Raw genomic sequence first — 15,137 nt, forward strand, 5'->3', positions numbered from 1 at the left:
AGCCCCCTGTGTCAGGATAGTTGTCGCCTCTAACTTTTAATAGAGGCAGATAAAATGAGACGTCGATTTACACAAGAATTTAAAGTTCACGCTGTTGAAAAAGCATTATCTCAATGTGATGATGTTCGCCTAGAAGATATTGCGCTAGATTTAGGCATCGGTTATTCAACCTTGCAACGATGGATCGCGCTTGCTAAAAACCATGAACTTGAAACTAAAAATAATGGTAGTCACATGACAACAGAAAAACGCCCTCATGACTGGAGCTTAGAAGAAAGGCTTAACGCCATTATTGAATGTGCGAGTTTAGATGAAGCAGCTCTTAATGAATATTGCCGTGCTAAGGGGCTTTACCCGCATCATATTAAACAATGGAAGCAAGATTTTGCTAAAGGGCCTTCAACGAAGCCCGTAAAATCAGACAGTAAACAGCTCAAACAAGAAATTAAGCAGCTTCAAAAAGAGCTTAATCGTAAAGACAAAGCGTTAGCAGAAACAGCCGCCTTACTCGTACTCAAAAAAAAAGCAGATGCGCTTTGGGGTTTCAACGAGGACGATTAACCAGCTCAACTGAGCGTCATGAATTGATAAAGCTCATTACCGACGCGCAGAAATCAGGGGCAAGGCAAGAAAAAGCATGTGAGTTACTTGGTCTAACGGCAAGAACAATTCAACGCTGGATTGAAGCTGATGATATGACAGATAAGCGAACAAGTACGATAAAGCGACCACCTAACAGGCTAACTGAATTAGAGCAACAGCGTATAATTAAGACGGTTAATTCAATAGAATATGGGCATTTACCACCCAGCAAGATAGTCCCTAAACTATTGGATAAAGATGTGTGGATAGCATCAGAAAGCTCGTTTTATCGCGTTATGAAATCGCATAAATTATTAACACACAGAGAAAAAGTTAAACCAAATAAAAAGATAAAAAAGCCAAAAGCACTCAGGGCAACACGTGTAAACGAAATTTATACATGGGATATCACGTATTTGCCAACAGCTGTTAAAGGTCAGTTTTTATACTTATATTTAGTGATGGATATTTATAGTCGAAAAATAGTTGGTTGGCAGGTTCATGACACACAACTAAGCACACTGGCGGCTGATTTAATGGTAGATATTTGCAGGCGAGAGCAGGTAAAGCCTGAGCAAGTCACGCTGCACTCGGATAATGGCAGTCCAATGAAAGGGGCAACGTTATTAGCGACATTGCAGGAGTTAGGTATTGTTCCTTCATTTAGCCGACCGTCTGTGAGTAATGATAATCCTTATTCTGAATCGCTATTTAAGACGTTAAAGTATCGCCCGGAATACCCTGAGAAAGCCTTTGAAAGCATGGGTAGCGCAAGAAAGTGGGTTAGCGGATTTGTTGATTGGTACAACGATGAGCACTTGCACAGCGGTATTAAATTTGTCACGCCAAACCAGCGTCATTTAGGATTAGATAAAGCGATACTAGCGAAACGTCATCAGGTAAATGGGATGGCGAAATTACAGAATCCAAGTCGTTGGTCAGGAAAGTCTCGAGATTGGACGATGATCAATGAAGTAAATTTAAATCCAGAGAAAAAAGAAGCAATGCGGGCGGCATAAAATTTAATTTGATGCGACAACTAACTTGAAAAACTCCGTATGTGACAATGGAGTGGAAGATCAGCAAGGTTGCTTAGTGACAAATAGTAAAACACCTACTATCGACTTAGATGGTATAGATGGAAAGTGGCAGTCAATGAGGTTTGACTTGATGTATAGAATATTGGACTTGCCTAATCGCCTTAACTACGCAAAAGAAGTTATTTCCATAGCAGCGGAATATGGTGATGGAGCACCTGATTACAGAGATGCTTTTAGGGCTAGGCAATATCAATATGCACTTCTTGGAATTGAGGCCAATGAAATAGCAGAAACTTTGAGGAGTAAATACTCAATGCCAAAAAAATGTTACGAAACTTGGAACCCATTAGAGAGGTTTATTGAAAAAAAAGCTGAGATTGATGCAATCGAGAATAATAGAAAGTGTAGCAGTTAATATTATAAATTTTGGATTTTTAAAAAGTTCTGTCGTTAAGGCTAACTTGACGAAGTCCGACTTAGAGCGAAAAGCGGTCTTTGATAAAACTTCTTACCTGCCCCATGTCGCTTATTAGGGCTTGCTTTGTGTAGGCAAAACAATTTAAAGTTTGAATGATTTAGATTCATATAAAGCAAGGATTAGCTTTTCTCTTCTCTTTTGAAAGTTCCTTGTCCAAAAATAAACAGGCGATGTATGGCAATTAAACACGTAATTATTCATGTTGTAAAACGTGACAAAGATGGTGAACGACTTTCAAAGCAACTCAGGAATAATGAGAATAGCACGCAAGGAATGACAGCACAGCTAACGGACGGATTGTTGGAACTTTTTTCAAATGCTCATCTCAATATCGGCGAATTTGGTGTAGATGGAGATAATGAAGTTGAACCTGCCTTTGAGCAGAAACTAAAAAAGTACTACGACGATGAATGTAAATGTTCTGACTTTATTGCTATGACAAAAGAATTGGCGAACAAATATGAAAGTGTCATCGTAGGTGATCAACTACATTCTGTTAAAGGCGGTTATCTGGTGTTTTATCAATATGAAAGAAACGATGATGATTGGTTGGCTGTAGCTATTTTGAATAAAACCGAAGGCATCGATGTAGCAGCTAATCTGGAAGTTGTAGCCAGTGAAATCTTAGATTTGAAAAGGCTTCATTTAGGAGCCGCTATCAACCTTACTCAATGGAAAAGTGAATTAAGCACAAGATATGTTCGCTTCCGAACAGGCTTAGCAGCCGACGTGAGAGATTATTTTGAAAAATTTATCGGGTGTCAAAGAGATAAGCTGGCAGCAACTGTTGAAACCAAGAAATTAAAAAGTGCTATACAAGATTACGCAAAGAACGCTTGTGGCATGGACGATGATGTCGTGTCACAAAAAGTTGCACAAGCGCATGATTACATTAAAGAGCAACAAAAACTTGGGAATCAAGTCCAATTGAGCCATGTATCAAATCATGTTTTTCCAGATCGTGCAGATGAATTTGCTAGGCAGGCGAAAGAAATACATGATTTGCCTGAAGAGCTTGCTATTGACGCAAAGGTACTAAAAAGCTACAAAAAACTTTCTGGTAGAGGAAAGGGTATTGCGATTAGCTTTGATAGAGGTATGCTAAACACCACTGTAAAATATGACGATGGAGAGCTTACCTTTTCAGAAATCCCTGACTCTTTGCGTGCAGCGATTGAAGAAGAGCTAGAAGACGATCTTGGTCAAGATAACTAATGAGCACCCAAATTCTCGACGCATATGCCGTAGTTTTCGCTGCACTTGATGAAAAAGAACTTCAAGACGGTGAATTTAAAGGATGGCTTCGTCTTACACCACAACTAAAAGATAAGTTGGAGTTACTAGCTGATGCGGGATTAACTACAGGTTCGTACGACTTTAATAAAGATGGGAAGCCCTTTTCTAGCGCAAACCTCAGCCAACTTAAGCCAGCACACTTTGAAAATAATATACGATTTTACATCGAGCTAACCGCACAACAAATCAAGTCAGACTATTCAATTTGTTCTGAATGGAATGAACTTCTGGCTAATGAGCTACGTGTAAAATCACCAGTTAAATATATTTTTTTCACTAACACTAGTACGTTATTGACACCAGATAGTGGAGACGAAAAATATGTTAATTATCTGAATGTGCACAAGGCCTATGAGTTTGTAAAAGAGTTGGCTGAATCTACTGAAGGTGGAGATAGTACCATTTTCTATGAGCGACCTTTGAATTTCGAGTTTGTTTTGAAGGAGTCTGATTTAACGCACTCGATTGACCTTGATGCCCTTAAGAAGCTGCTGAGTAAAGATTTACACAAAGAAGCAATCACTTGCTTAATGTGCAGGGAGTTAGTTTCGTTTCTTAAAGATAATACGTTGAGGCAGCGGTTTAGCTATTTGATACAACATATGGACTCTTTGGTGTCGAATGTGCTTTTAAGCTACCAAAGCTATGTAGAAAATTACACTTTTGATAAAGTGCGTAAGGAATATTTGGAAAAGCGTACTGAGTATGTAAGCAAAATTCATGGGGTCTTTGACAATATAGCGACTAAACTTTTATCCCTGCCGGCGGGTATTTGGTTTGCAACCACTCAAATAAAGGAAATTGAAATAGGTGGCTTAGAAACGATGGCATTCGCAAAAAATGTGTCTGTTATTGTTACAGTGTCAGTATTAGCGGTATTACTAATTTTTAATTTGTTCGGTCAATTTTCAACAATTAGTACTATGAGTAAGGAATATCGCGGTGTATTCAATGCATTAGCTAAAACTTACGAAGATGAGGCTCCGGAGATAGGAAAAGCCAAAAGCGATATTGAAAGCGCGCAGACCCAGGTTGAAATCAAATTATACATTGCTATATGCGCAACACTTTCTCTTGTTGGATTAACAATTTGGATGTTTTGTAAAGCTTATAATTAATAACAAGCCTCCTTCTTAACTACCATTTTCTCAAAGTAGTGGTACTTTCATAGTGTCTAGTGATGTGTGATTTTTCAATCAATGGAGTCAGAGTTTTTGATTTTAACAATACTATTTAACGGCTGCTTCTGGCACAGAGCCGTCATTCGGCTCTGAAACGTTTTTGTCCAAATCCTAATCAGTAATACATCCACTATCCTCATAGTGACTTTTAAATAGGAGGTCACTATGAAACCAGAACTAAATCACAATGCTACTGGTGTGAAACGTCCTTTCAAGCTTGAAGAGATTTGGCGTATTCGCACTCGAATTGAAATTCAAAACAACTTGATGCAATTAGCTTTACTTAATTTGGCTATAGATAGCAAGCTAAGATCATGTGACTTACTCTCTTTAAAAGTTCGAGACGTCACTACTCTCGATCAAGTATTTGAAAGGGTTCAATTAACGCAGAAGAAAACTGGGATCGAAGTTCAATTTGAGATAACTCCGAGAACACAACAAAGTATTATCCATTGGATTCAAGAAGTTAAATTGCAACCCAGTGATTATTTGTTTCGGAGTATACGTCGCTCTAATCAACCAATAAGCTATTCATATTACAGGTCTATCATCAGGAGCTGGGCTGAGCAATTAGGACTTGATTGCGACTTGGGGACAAGAAAACCTTCGATGATAAAAACGCCATATCGATTGCACAACCTCTCTGCGAAGCAATAATGTCGATGACCGCTCGTACCCGTTTATCCTCAGGGCGCGATGAAAGCGCAGGACTATAGACTAGCCCTACCGCTTTATTTACTGTTTTCCACACTTTGTCGATATCGACGTCAGTAAATAGATGCTGAGAAATGGATCCCAATTCTTTGCTAGTAAGCGGCAGAGTATTAATTCCATCACTCCTGGCTTGACGTAAGGCTTTGAGAAGTTGTTGGTTTTGCCTATCTTCAGGCTCTAAATAGATGACTACAATCTGATTGTCCTGTGCCAAAACCTTGTGAGGGACATCTTCGAAAATCACAATACATTGTCCGGTGTGAATACTTTGTGCCTTGTAATCTTGAACCGAGATGTCTTTGTCTAAACCAATGCAAATTTGGACAGCATGATGTGCATGAACATCATTATCAGGACTGATTCCGATGTAAATCGCTTTGTAGGGCCACAAATGAATATGCATGGCTGACTCAGTATCAAAAGTTCAGGCTATTGATTTTTGCCTTATAAATCTATACAAATGACGAATGTTAGCCGATAGATACAAGTTAAGGTGAGCGCGCACAGTGAAATTGTGTTCTTCTTACAATTTTAAGTGTGTAAATAATTTAAAATACCACAGTCCCTAATGGTTTTGTCTTGGTCACACGATGACGCCATATTTTCGAGTGATGACTTTAATACGTTTAGCTCTTCAATGCGAATAATGACGTCTGATAAATGCTTAGCTATTAACGTATTGATATTTGAACAGCTCTGATCTGGCCTCGAACGACTGCCCATTAGCGTTTTTACTTCCATGATAGACATATCTAGGGGTTTTGCGCCCATCCCCTCGAAATTAACCTTAGCTTGAATTTTCACGCTTAGAGTAACTTTTCGTACCATTGGACTTCACCCCTTGAATAACACAGTTTGTATTATTTAGCCCATCCCCTCGAAATCGGCATTAGTATTCTTAAGTAATAATACACAGTGGTAAACTATCTTATGAAAAGTTTACCACTTTAGTCGCTTAAATCGGCTTTATGGTAATGTTAAGCAGTTGACTGGTAAACATTAACCTCATTGATTAAGGTATGCTGATTAAAAATAACAAGAAAGGCTTACCACTATTTCTTCATCAAACACCAAGCGTATACAAATTCTCAGCGAATCAGAAATCAACGAACTCTATGCCTTACCCAATTTTAACCGTAAAGATCGTGATGATTATTTTTCGTTAGATAGTGAAACTCAAAGGCTCGTCAACGAATTAAGACGTATTGAAACCAGAGTGTATTTTATCTTACTGCTTGGTTACTTTAGGTCACGGCCAATAGTATTTAATTTCTCATTTACTCAAGTCAGTAATGATTTAGATTATGTAAGATCCAAGTATTTCAGCGATAAAGATATGTCTCTTGAGGATTTATCACCAACAACAAAAACTAAGCTGATTAATAAGTTATTAAAATATACAGGGTTTACAGCATACCAAAGCAAGTTAGATAAAGAGCCGCTATTAAAAAGGCTTAACGATGTTGTAAAAATCAACCTTGAACCAAGGTATGTTTTTGATGAATGTATTGCTTATTTTGGTCAAAACAGAATAGCGCTAGCTGGTTATACAACGCTGCAAGACACTATTTCTACGGTATTATCAAATGAGCGTAACCGAATTGAAATGGTGCTGCTTGATAGTTTGTCTTCAGGTACCAGAAAAACATTACTTAAATTACTTGAGTCAAATAATACCTTTACTGACTTAGCCAAGTTAAAGAAAATGGCTAAGGACTTTTCAACGAGCCAAATCACCCAAGAGCTGAAGACGCATAAAATTATACGCTCGCTTTATCCAGAAATTAAGTCACTGATTGCTGAACTGGAGCTATCACCTAAAAATCTTGAATACTATGCTTCACTGGTAAAGCACAAGTCCGTTTATAAGCTTAGAAAACACGCAGATAGCCAAACTATTTTATATCTCGTTTGTTACTTGTTCTTCAGGTACCGAGAGACTAACGACAATCTTGTTGCTGCATTTATTTACTTGGTAAGGAAGTTAACCGAATCAGCTAAAGGCTATGCAAAGCAGCGTATTGTTGAAGATGTAACCATTGTAAGAACCAAATTAAAATCCGCTGGTAGTTTATTAAAGTACTTCATCGATACCGATATGGACGATGATTTAAGCTTTGGTGATGTACGTAAAAAAGCCTTTGAATTGATCCCTGCTGACAGTATTAAACTGTTAAGTGATCACTTAGATAATAACGACTTTGATGGCCGTCAGTACGAATGGCAATTTATTGATAAACAATCCAGTAAAATTAAAAAACTTATCCGCTCATTATTTATGTCTATCGATATTGAGTTCATTCATTTAAAGGATGAACTCCATGAGCAGTATGTTATGGCACATTCTGAACTTAGTGAATTAAAGGCTATCCAAACCATTAACATCGATGTGGTACCTAAACATGACCGAGAGTATTTAGAGGGAGAAAATACCAAATTAATTGCTAATCGATTTGAGTATTTCCTTTATCGTAAAGCCGAACAATTATTTCACAGTAATAGCTTAACGGTGAAAGAAAGCGTTAATAACCGTAGTTTAACGTCAGATCTTATACAACCTAAAGAATGGCAGCAAAAAGAGACAATCATTGAAAACACTGGCCTTGATAAGCTGGCAACACCGATTAACCAAACACTCGCAGATAAGAGCCAACAATTAGAAGTTAAGCTGAAGGAAGCAAGCGAGCATATCTTTAGTGGTGATAATAAGTATGTTGAGTTTATTCCTGGCAAAGCCGAACTCAAGTGGTCAATTCCTAACAGCCGTTGGCAACAAACAATTGAAAACCCGCTCTACAATCAAATTCAACACATGGGTATCGTTGAACTCATGTTGTTTGTTGATCAAAAGACAGGTTACTTAAATTCATTTACACACATATCAGCAACTAAAGAAAAATCACCAGTAAATAAAGAAGATCTGATCGCCTGTATATTGGCAAACGGCACCAATTACGGCCTATATAAAATGGCGAATATCTCTGACCGTTCAATGGGTAAATTACGCAGTGTAGATGATAGTTATGTCAGATATGAAACACTCAAAACGTCTAATGATCAGGTTTCTAATGCTATAGCCACGTTGCCAATATTTGCCTATTACCATGTGGACGATAATCAGTTGTTTTCAAGCATTGATGGTCAAAAATTTGAGTGTCGCATAAATACGTTTAAGGCTCGGTATTCGTCTAAGTACTTCTCCAAAGGTAAAGGTGTTTCAGCATTAACATTGGTTTCTAATCATGTTCCGGTGAGTACGCAAGTCATTGGCGCTAACGAATATGAAGGTCACTTTGCTTTTGACTTACTCTATAACAACTCTTCAGATATACAGCCTAATACCTTATCGACCGATACGCATGGTACCAATAATGTTAACTTCGCTATATTAGATTTCTTTGGTTACACATTCGCCCCTCGATACGCGAAAATGAAAAAGGTGTTTTTTGAGCTATTTGAAGTGACTGAAGAGAACGGAGGCCGTATTCAATTAAAGAAAGATATTAATCATAAGCTAATTGCTGAAGAATGGGACAATATTCAGCATATTGTTTGTTCATTGAGTCGTAAAACCACCACTCAAAGCACAATCATTAGAAAGTTGAGTAACGGCAAGAGCCGAAGATTGTCAGCATTGCATGAGTACGACCGTTTAATTAAATCTATTTATGTTTTGGAGTATGTTGATAATTCAACGTTGCGTCATTACGTCCAGCAAGCCTTGAACAGAGGTGAAGCATACCATCAGTTAAAACGTGCTATTACTTCAGTTAATGGCAATAAATTTCGTGGGGGGAATGATTACCAAGTATCACAATGGAACGATTGTGCTCGACTCATTTCAAATTGCATTATTTATTATAATTCCGCGTTACTATCGGCATTTTTACAAATCCAAGAGAGGAACGGTAGGCAAGATGTGGTTGATGTTATTTCTCGGCTTTCACCTGTTGCTTGGCAACACATTAATCTAAATGGGGAATATGCCTTTAATAAAGACCGCAAAGAAATCGACTTAGCTGGTTTACTTAGTGATGTAGAATCAATAAGTTAAAGAATGCCATCTGTTTGTATTTCTAATTCAAAAGGTACTGCGCATCAAAGTGCCATTAAAAATTGGAGGTGTTGATATTCTATATGCTTGATATATACAAGCTAACATTGATAGAAAACAGATAAGCTAACAAGTTTTTAGTCGAGCCATGAACTGTTCTATAATTGTTCTAATTGCAAAACTCTTCAATTTGGTTTGTTACTAGATTTAAAAATACTTTTCTATGCTCGATTTTAGTAAGTAGCAGCTTTTGGATGTCTTCAGGAACTTTTCTTTCTCCTGCATCTATTGCCATTAGTAATGGCTTGATATCAACTACAAGAAGACCTGCCGCCCTTGCTGCTCGAATGAACTTTAATCTCTTTAATGCACATAAGCCGTAAAGTGAATGGCCTGACTTAGTTTTTTCTTCGCAGTGTACTAAGTTCTCAAGAACATAATTTCTTACCGTATGGACAGATGTTTGTGCAGCTAGTGCCAGTTGAGAAATACTCAAAGGAAAATCCAACGCATCATCATCACTACTAATGAACTTATTGATGTCAGGTATCTCTGTCAAAAAACTGACTTCACCAACAGGAATGTTTTCAACCTTAGATTTAATCATGATTTAGCATGCTTCCAATTTGTGTTGTTAATGGAATGCCTTAAGATATCTTGATTACATTCAATCAATTGGCACTCCATTAACATTTCTGTAAGTACATTACCGTTAAATGATTACCCTGCGCAGCAAGATAGCTCTTTAACGTCTTTGCTAAAGGTTTGAGCGCATAACTTCAATCCTTCAACCATCGTCAAATACGGAAATAGTTGACCTGCCAATTCTTCGACTGTCATTTTATTATGAATAGCAAGAGCCGCACTTTGAATCAGTTCTCCGCCTTCATGGGCTAAAATTTGTGCGCCTATCAGTTTTCCCGTGGATTCTTCAGCTACCAACTTGATAAAACCATCCGTTTCAAAATTTGCTAAAGCTCTTGGTACGTTTTCCATATCAAGTACACGACTTATCGTATTTATTCCTACCGCTGAAGCTTGTACTTCGGTTAGACCTACCGTAGCAACTTGTGGGTCGGTGAATATAACAGCAGGCATGGTAGATAAGTCGAGTTGCGCATTTCCACCTGTCATATTAATTCCAGCCCTACTTCCGGCAGCAGCAGCAACATAAACAAATTGTGGCATATTGGAGCAATCTCCAGCGGCATAAATGTTAGCTGTTGATGTTTCCATCATACTATTAACAACAATGGCACCACTTTTATCTGTTTCAACACCAACATTTTCTAAACCAAGCTTTCCAGTATTTGCATGGCGACCCGTAGAGATAAGCAATTTTTCAGCGATTAATGTTCCTTCGTTAGTTTCCAATGAAAAACCATTGCTATCATAAGAAACATGACTTGCTTGCGTATTATTAAGTACCCTAATACCTTCTTTTTCAAAGCACTCTGCCAGTTTTTCACCTAATAACGGATCTTCAGCATATAAAAGGGTATGTCTGGCTAGAATTGTCACACGGCTACCTAAACGGGCATAAGCTTGCGCAATTTCCAGAGCAACAACGGAGGAGCCGATGACAACTAGACTACTCGGTAACTCTTCTGCAAATAAGGCTTCTGTTGATGTCCAATAAGGTGTATCAACTAAACCCTTAATTGGCGGAATGCTTGGTGTAGAGCCTGTTGCAATTAAAATGCGATCTGCAACCAGCTCTTCTTCACTACCATCAGACTTGTGAACTAGCAAGGTATTTTGATTTTTAAAACGTGCATAACCTTTAAGTAAAGATAGCGCGGGATTACTCTCTAAAATACGTTGATATTTAGCATCGCGTAGTTCTTCGACGCGAGCGTTTTGCTGATGTGCTAATAAGGAGCGGCTAAGTTGTGGCTGAATATTTTCTAAACCATCAAACGGGTTAGTACGTTGCTGATGCGCTAATTGCGCAGCACGGATCAATATTTTTGAAGGAACACAGCCGACATTTACACAGCAACCTCCGATTACATCGGCTCCTTCAATGATAGTAACTCTTGCTCCGCCTTCTGCTGCTTTAATCGCACTGGCAAAGGCCCCTGAACCACTACCAATAATGGCTACATGTAATTGTTCTGGCTGGATGTCATTTGACGAGCAACAACTATTCGTTGACATATTTTATTCCTCTTAAAAAGTTAAGCGGTACAAGTTTCATCATCACAGCGTTTATTCGCAGGAGAAACCATGTCCCAAATTGATACAGCAACCATTAGTCCTAGCCCCGTATAAGTAACGTATGAACTCCACCCGTACTGGAACCAAGGGTATAAAGAGAGTAAAACCAAAATGGGGCCAATTGAACCGATAAAACTACGGTGCCATTGACGATGGCTAAACCAGCCTAAGATATTCATTGCCAGCGCTAATACTGCAAACAGTGGTAACAACGTATTGATAAATACCCCTTCCCACTGACTAAGAAATCCCATCCCAATTGCCGCACCAAGACTAGCTATCGCGGGAAAACACATGGCGCATCCCATTGCCGAAACAAGTGCACCTATAGAGCCTGCTTTATCTCCGATACGCGTAACTAGTTCTAAGGGGCTAAACATTACTTATTTTCACTTTTTAAATTTGAAGGGTAGCCAGCGTTGGTAGTCGCTGCAATTAATGCATTGATGTTGGTTTTAGTGTCATCAAAAGAAACAACAGCTAGCTTAGGCTTGTAGGTAACTTTCGCATTTTCAACGCCATCAACATTTTCTAATGACTTTTTAACTGTGATTGGACATGTCGCACAGTTCATCGTTGGCACTTCCAGTGTAACTGTTTTTACTTCAGCAAAAGCACCAAAACTAGAAAGTGAAAGCAGTGCGGTTAATAATAATTTTTTCATAATTAGCTCCAAATTTTAAAATGTTATAAATTTCTTGATCTGTATATTAAGCAAACAAAAGTATCCAATAATTACTGGTCACTAAAATTGTCGCAACTATAACGCTCAGCCAGAAAATTACTTTTCGTTGTTGCTGTTTCTTAGGAATTGCACAGGCCGTTCCCGGCTCACACTCTTCTACAGGACGGTAAATTTTCCAACCTGAGTAACCAAACAACAACACTACAAATGCGATAAATAATGGCCTATAGGGTTCAAATGCAGTTAAATTACCAATCCATGAGCCACTTACCCCAAGTAATAACAGGAGCAAAGGACCTACACAGCATACGCCTGCGCCTAATGCTGCTATGATGCCTCCTATCATTGGAAGGTTTGATTCTTTTTGATTCATATAGATACCTCATTAAGTGATAATGCAAGTGTATTGCATGTACCTAAGTACGGAGTCAAGGGTGATTTATAAAAAATTTATCTTTGATAATCTGCTACGACAGATACGGGGAATAAGCTAACTTGAATTAAGGCGCAGAAGTAAAATTGGATATGCTGTTTTAGTGGGAAATGGTAGTTAAGTGAATCATTTACTTCGGTTGCAACGAATCAATTATTGGGCAGTGGCTATCGTCATCATTATTTTGGCATTGTCCTAAATGTTCTTCCAAAGCGTGTTCTAACAACAACAAGTCAGCCATCTTTTTTTGTACTGCGATCAGTTTTTTATTAGCTAATTCTTGTACTTTACTACATGGACTATCGTTTAACGCAAGTAACCCTTCAATCTCATTTAGCGTAAAACCTAATTCTTGAGAACGCTTGATAAAATGTATTCTATTTACCGTTTCTTTCGGGTAATGTCTATAGCCCTGCATAGGCTTTGGTGGTTGTTTAATTAAGCCTTTGCGTTCATAAAAGCGAATTGTTTCGACATTTACACTCAGTTCTTTAGCCAACATACTTATGGTTCGTTTAGACACGTTATCAATTACCTTACTGACTTTTTGTTTACTTACTTTATATCTAATTAAAGTGACCATCAATGAATACCAGTTTAAACATCGCTAATTGATTTTGTTTTTTCTTCTATTAAATAAGTAAAGTTACCGTTGTTACAACAATATTAAACCACAACAATGTATGGTTTATCCTTTTTCATTATCAAAGTCCAAATTAGTGTTATTACATGCAGTTCTACATGAGTACACCCTAAAGATACTGTTAATATATCACAGGCAATTACGTAATGACACCACTTAAATAAACCTATATGATATGACACCATCTAAATAGACCTAATTAGGCAAAAATGTTCATAAGAGCATATTTACGAGCATCAACTTCTGAGCAAGATGCAAATAGAGCAAAAAGCTCATTAAAAAAATTCGTTTCTGGCTTCAGCAAACGAATTGCTTCTTTTTATATAGAAAATAAATCTGGTAATTCTTTAGATAGACCAGAGCTAATTCGTTTATTGGATGAATCAGAGTCCGGTGATGTTTTGTTAGTTGAATCAATCGATCGTTTAACAAGGCTAAGCCCTGATGATTGGAAAACTCTAGTAGCCTCAATAAATGAAAAAGGAATTAGTGTTGTTAGTTTAGATCTACCAACCAGTCATTTAACATTTGGCAGTTTTCCAAGTGATGATTTTATGAGATCAATACTTAGTGCTATTAATAATATGCTGTTAGAAATATTAGCGGCCAGTGCATATAAAGAATATCGAGAACGTGAACGTAAGCAAAAAGAAGGTATTGTAAAAGCACAGCAAAAGGGACTTTATCACGGTCGTCAGCCTGATTTAGAGGCTCATGATAGGATTGCCTCGTTTACTGAAGCTGGATTTAGTATTAATAAAACGGCTGAAGCAGTTGGAGTTAGTCGAAGTACGGTAATTAGAGTTAGAAAAAAGCTTAAAAATTTAGACTAAGGTTAATTTCGAGGGGATGGGCGCAAAACCCCTAATTGGTGTTGGCAGCTCCATGCGCTGACGGTATGTAAGGCACTTTTTCTATCTTTGGTTGTAAATGAACGACGTGCTGTTTTTCCATCAATGGCAATGATATCAGCACCAGTGGTTTCAATAAGTGATGATATCCAAGATTGAAATGAATGCTCTATTTCATCTGATTTTAACCGACAAATGACACGGGCAATGGTGTCGTGTCTTGGGATACCCTCTTTGAAAGCGCCATATTTTTTTAACCAATCAAGTTTTAGATGCCCAAAATCTTCAATATCCTCCCATCCTTCTGCGCCGGAGAGTACAGCACTAATGGCTAAGAGGAGAATATCGATAAGTTCATGCTTTTTACAGCGTTCAATGCGAGGATCGGTAATTGAATCAAAGTGTTTCAGAAAAGTAGCGCTCATATTAAGTGACCAAGGTGATTATAATGCCTTGATCTGATCGCTACTTGTTCTAGAAGTTCAATTTATAATGATCTTGCCGTGGATTGTCCTGTATAAACTACTTAATTTGATTGACTTGAGTGGGTTTCTTGACTACCATGTTTTTTAAAATTTTGATGTTAGAGTAAAAATGAAAAATACTTGGATTAGTTTGTTAGTAGTACTATCGATTGCATTGCAGTCGTTTGCTTCTGTGGCTAATTCAAATGAAAGTCATCAGATTGACTCTCTACATATTCAAACAGAACATTCCCATGATAGTGATGATATTGAACTTTTCGATGAATCATCTGACACTGAACATAATATTAAAGATTGCCATCATTGTGGTCACTGTCAAGGCACTCACACACAGTGGGTTGCCAGTAATAAATCTACACTACAGACCCCTAAACTTATTATTACAAATCAATATTTTTATGCTGATCATGTAGATAAAATATTCACTGAAGAACCTATACGCCCCCCAATCGTTTAATTTAGTTTTAAAGCTATA

At 37.8% G+C, this 15,137-nt stretch carries 15 protein-coding genes and 1 pseudogene; 8 read left to right on the forward strand and 8 right to left on the reverse strand.

Going from position 1 to position 15,137, the window contains the following annotated elements; genetic code table 11:
• Window positions 1–54: 54 nt before the first annotated feature.
• From L656_RS0112400 to L656_RS1000000122800, 5 genes are all read left to right on the forward strand, one after another.
• A protein-coding gene (locus L656_RS0112400) for an IS3 family transposase (RefSeq protein WP_139016066.1) occupies window positions 55–1,601 on the forward strand; the annotation gives its coding sequence in 2 pieces (ribosomal slippage) (window positions 55–514 and window positions 514–1,601; 1,548 coding nt in all).
• Window positions 1,602–1,677: 76 nt separating this feature from the next.
• Entirely contained in the window at window positions 1,678–2,037 is a 360-nt protein-coding gene (locus tag L656_RS0112405) for a hypothetical protein (RefSeq protein WP_241763436.1), read from the forward strand.
• A 237-nt stretch (window positions 2,038–2,274) separates the two neighbouring features.
• The gene (locus tag L656_RS0112410; RefSeq protein WP_010554772.1) at window positions 2,275–3,315 is read left to right on the forward strand and encodes a nucleoid-associated protein; all 1,041 of its coding nucleotides are present in this window, start codon (window positions 2,275–2,277) and stop codon (window positions 3,313–3,315) included.
• A complete protein-coding gene (locus L656_RS0112415) occupies window positions 3,315–4,514 on the forward strand; it encodes a hypothetical protein (RefSeq protein ID WP_024599455.1) in 1,200 nt (399 codons plus the stop codon). Before L656_RS0112410 ends, L656_RS0112415 begins: the two co-directional genes overlap by 1 nt.
• A gap of 228 nt (window positions 4,515–4,742) precedes the next feature.
• The gene (locus L656_RS1000000122800; protein ID WP_356947950.1) at window positions 4,743–5,234 is read left to right on the forward strand and encodes a tyrosine-type recombinase/integrase; all 492 of its coding nucleotides are present in this window, start codon (window positions 4,743–4,745) and stop codon (window positions 5,232–5,234) included.
• 588 nt (window positions 5,235–5,822) lie between these two features.
• Here L656_RS1000000122800 and L656_RS0112425 read toward each other — a convergent pair.
• Window positions 5,823–6,119: a MerR family DNA-binding protein gene (locus tag L656_RS0112425; RefSeq protein WP_080668968.1), complete on the reverse strand. Its 297-nt coding sequence runs from the start codon at window positions 6,117–6,119 to the stop codon at window positions 5,823–5,825.
• Between the two features lie 256 nt (window positions 6,120–6,375).
• On the opposite strand from L656_RS0112425, the gene L656_RS0112430 reads away from it, so the two are divergent.
• Entirely contained in the window at window positions 6,376–9,345 is a 2,970-nt protein-coding gene (locus L656_RS0112430; protein WP_254910763.1) for a Tn3 family transposase, read from the forward strand.
• A gap of 169 nt (window positions 9,346–9,514) precedes the next feature.
• On the opposite strand, the gene L656_RS0112435 is transcribed toward L656_RS0112430, so the two are convergent.
• The 6 genes from L656_RS0112435 to merR all read right to left on the reverse strand — a co-directional run bounded on the left by L656_RS0112435 (window position 9,515) and on the right by merR (window position 13,185).
• Window positions 9,515–9,952, reverse strand: coding sequence for a MerR family transcriptional regulator (locus L656_RS0112435; protein WP_008110853.1), 438 nt, complete (start codon window positions 9,950–9,952; stop codon window positions 9,515–9,517).
• A 113-nt stretch (window positions 9,953–10,065) separates the two neighbouring features.
• Entirely contained in the window at window positions 10,066–11,505 is a 1,440-nt protein-coding gene (merA, locus tag L656_RS0112440) for a mercury(II) reductase (RefSeq protein WP_008467329.1), read from the reverse strand.
• A 20-nt stretch (window positions 11,506–11,525) separates the two neighbouring features.
• Window positions 11,526–11,945: an organomercurial transporter MerC gene (gene merC / locus L656_RS0112445; protein WP_008467331.1), complete on the reverse strand. Its 420-nt coding sequence runs from the start codon at window positions 11,943–11,945 to the stop codon at window positions 11,526–11,528.
• Window positions 11,945–12,229 (reverse strand): mercury resistance system periplasmic binding protein MerP, encoded by a 285-nt coding sequence (gene merP, locus L656_RS0112450; protein ID WP_008110847.1) that lies wholly within the window; start codon window positions 12,227–12,229, stop codon window positions 11,945–11,947. The genes merC and merP overlap by 1 nt, the downstream gene beginning before the upstream one ends.
• Window positions 12,230–12,275: 46 nt before the next feature.
• Window positions 12,276–12,623 (reverse strand): mercuric transporter MerT family protein, encoded by a 348-nt coding sequence (locus L656_RS0112455; protein ID WP_008467333.1) that lies wholly within the window; start codon window positions 12,621–12,623, stop codon window positions 12,276–12,278.
• A 190-nt stretch (window positions 12,624–12,813) separates the two neighbouring features.
• A complete protein-coding gene (merR, locus tag L656_RS0112460; RefSeq protein ID WP_033011277.1) occupies window positions 12,814–13,185 on the reverse strand; it encodes an Hg(II)-responsive transcriptional regulator in 372 nt (123 codons plus the stop codon).
• Window positions 13,186–13,535: 350 nt separating this feature from the next.
• On the opposite strand from merR, the gene L656_RS0112465 reads away from it, so the two are divergent.
• Window positions 13,536–14,159, forward strand: a complete 624-nt coding sequence (locus L656_RS0112465; RefSeq protein ID WP_008467336.1) for a recombinase family protein — start codon at window positions 13,536–13,538, stop codon at window positions 14,157–14,159.
• Window positions 14,160–14,191: 32 nt separating this feature from the next.
• On the opposite strand, the pseudogene L656_RS0112470 reads toward L656_RS0112465, so the two are convergent.
• Window positions 14,192–14,602: pseudogene (locus L656_RS0112470) on the reverse strand (ISAs1 family transposase); the annotation flags it as partial.
• 169 nt (window positions 14,603–14,771) lie between these two features.
• Between L656_RS0112470 and L656_RS0112475 the strand changes: the two are divergent.
• On the forward strand, window positions 14,772–15,119 hold the full coding sequence (locus L656_RS0112475; RefSeq protein ID WP_010554760.1) for a hypothetical protein: 348 nt from the start codon (window positions 14,772–14,774) through the stop codon (window positions 15,117–15,119).
• Window positions 15,120–15,137: the final 18 nt, after the last annotated feature.

This window comes from Pseudoalteromonas sp. TAE56, assembly GCF_000497955.1.
In the GTDB taxonomy this organism is placed as follows: Bacteria; Pseudomonadota; Gammaproteobacteria; order Enterobacterales; family Alteromonadaceae; genus Pseudoalteromonas.

Bases quoted from the DNA above. Each gene is read 5' to 3' on its own strand.
- L656_RS0112410 (WP_010554772.1), top strand. From the start codon at position 2,275: ATGGCAATTAAACACGTAATTATTCATGTTGTAAAACGTGACAAAGAT.
- L656_RS0112415 (WP_024599455.1), top strand. From the start codon at position 3,315: ATGAGCACCCAAATTCTCGACGCATATGCCGTAGTTTTCGCTGCACTT.
- L656_RS1000000122800 (WP_356947950.1), top strand. From the start codon at position 4,743: ATGAAACCAGAACTAAATCACAATGCTACTGGTGTGAAACGTCCTTTC.
- L656_RS0112425 (WP_080668968.1), bottom strand. From the start codon at position 6,119: ATGGTACGAAAAGTTACTCTAAGCGTGAAAATTCAAGCTAAGGTTAAT.
- L656_RS0112435 (WP_008110853.1), bottom strand. From the start codon at position 9,952: ATGATTAAATCTAAGGTTGAAAACATTCCTGTTGGTGAAGTCAGTTTT.
- merA (WP_008467329.1), bottom strand. From the start codon at position 11,505: ATGTCAACGAATAGTTGTTGCTCGTCAAATGACATCCAGCCAGAACAA.
- merC (WP_008467331.1), bottom strand. From the start codon at position 11,945: ATGTTTAGCCCCTTAGAACTAGTTACGCGTATCGGAGATAAAGCAGGC.
- merP (WP_008110847.1), bottom strand. From the start codon at position 12,229: ATGAAAAAATTATTATTAACCGCACTGCTTTCACTTTCTAGTTTTGGT.
- L656_RS0112455 (WP_008467333.1), bottom strand. From the start codon at position 12,623: ATGAATCAAAAAGAATCAAACCTTCCAATGATAGGAGGCATCATAGCA.
- merR (WP_033011277.1), bottom strand. From the start codon at position 13,185: ATGTTGGCTAAAGAACTGAGTGTAAATGTCGAAACAATTCGCTTTTAT.
- L656_RS0112465 (WP_008467336.1), top strand. From the start codon at position 13,536: ATGTTCATAAGAGCATATTTACGAGCATCAACTTCTGAGCAAGATGCA.
- L656_RS0112475 (WP_010554760.1), top strand. From the start codon at position 14,772: ATGAAAAATACTTGGATTAGTTTGTTAGTAGTACTATCGATTGCATTG.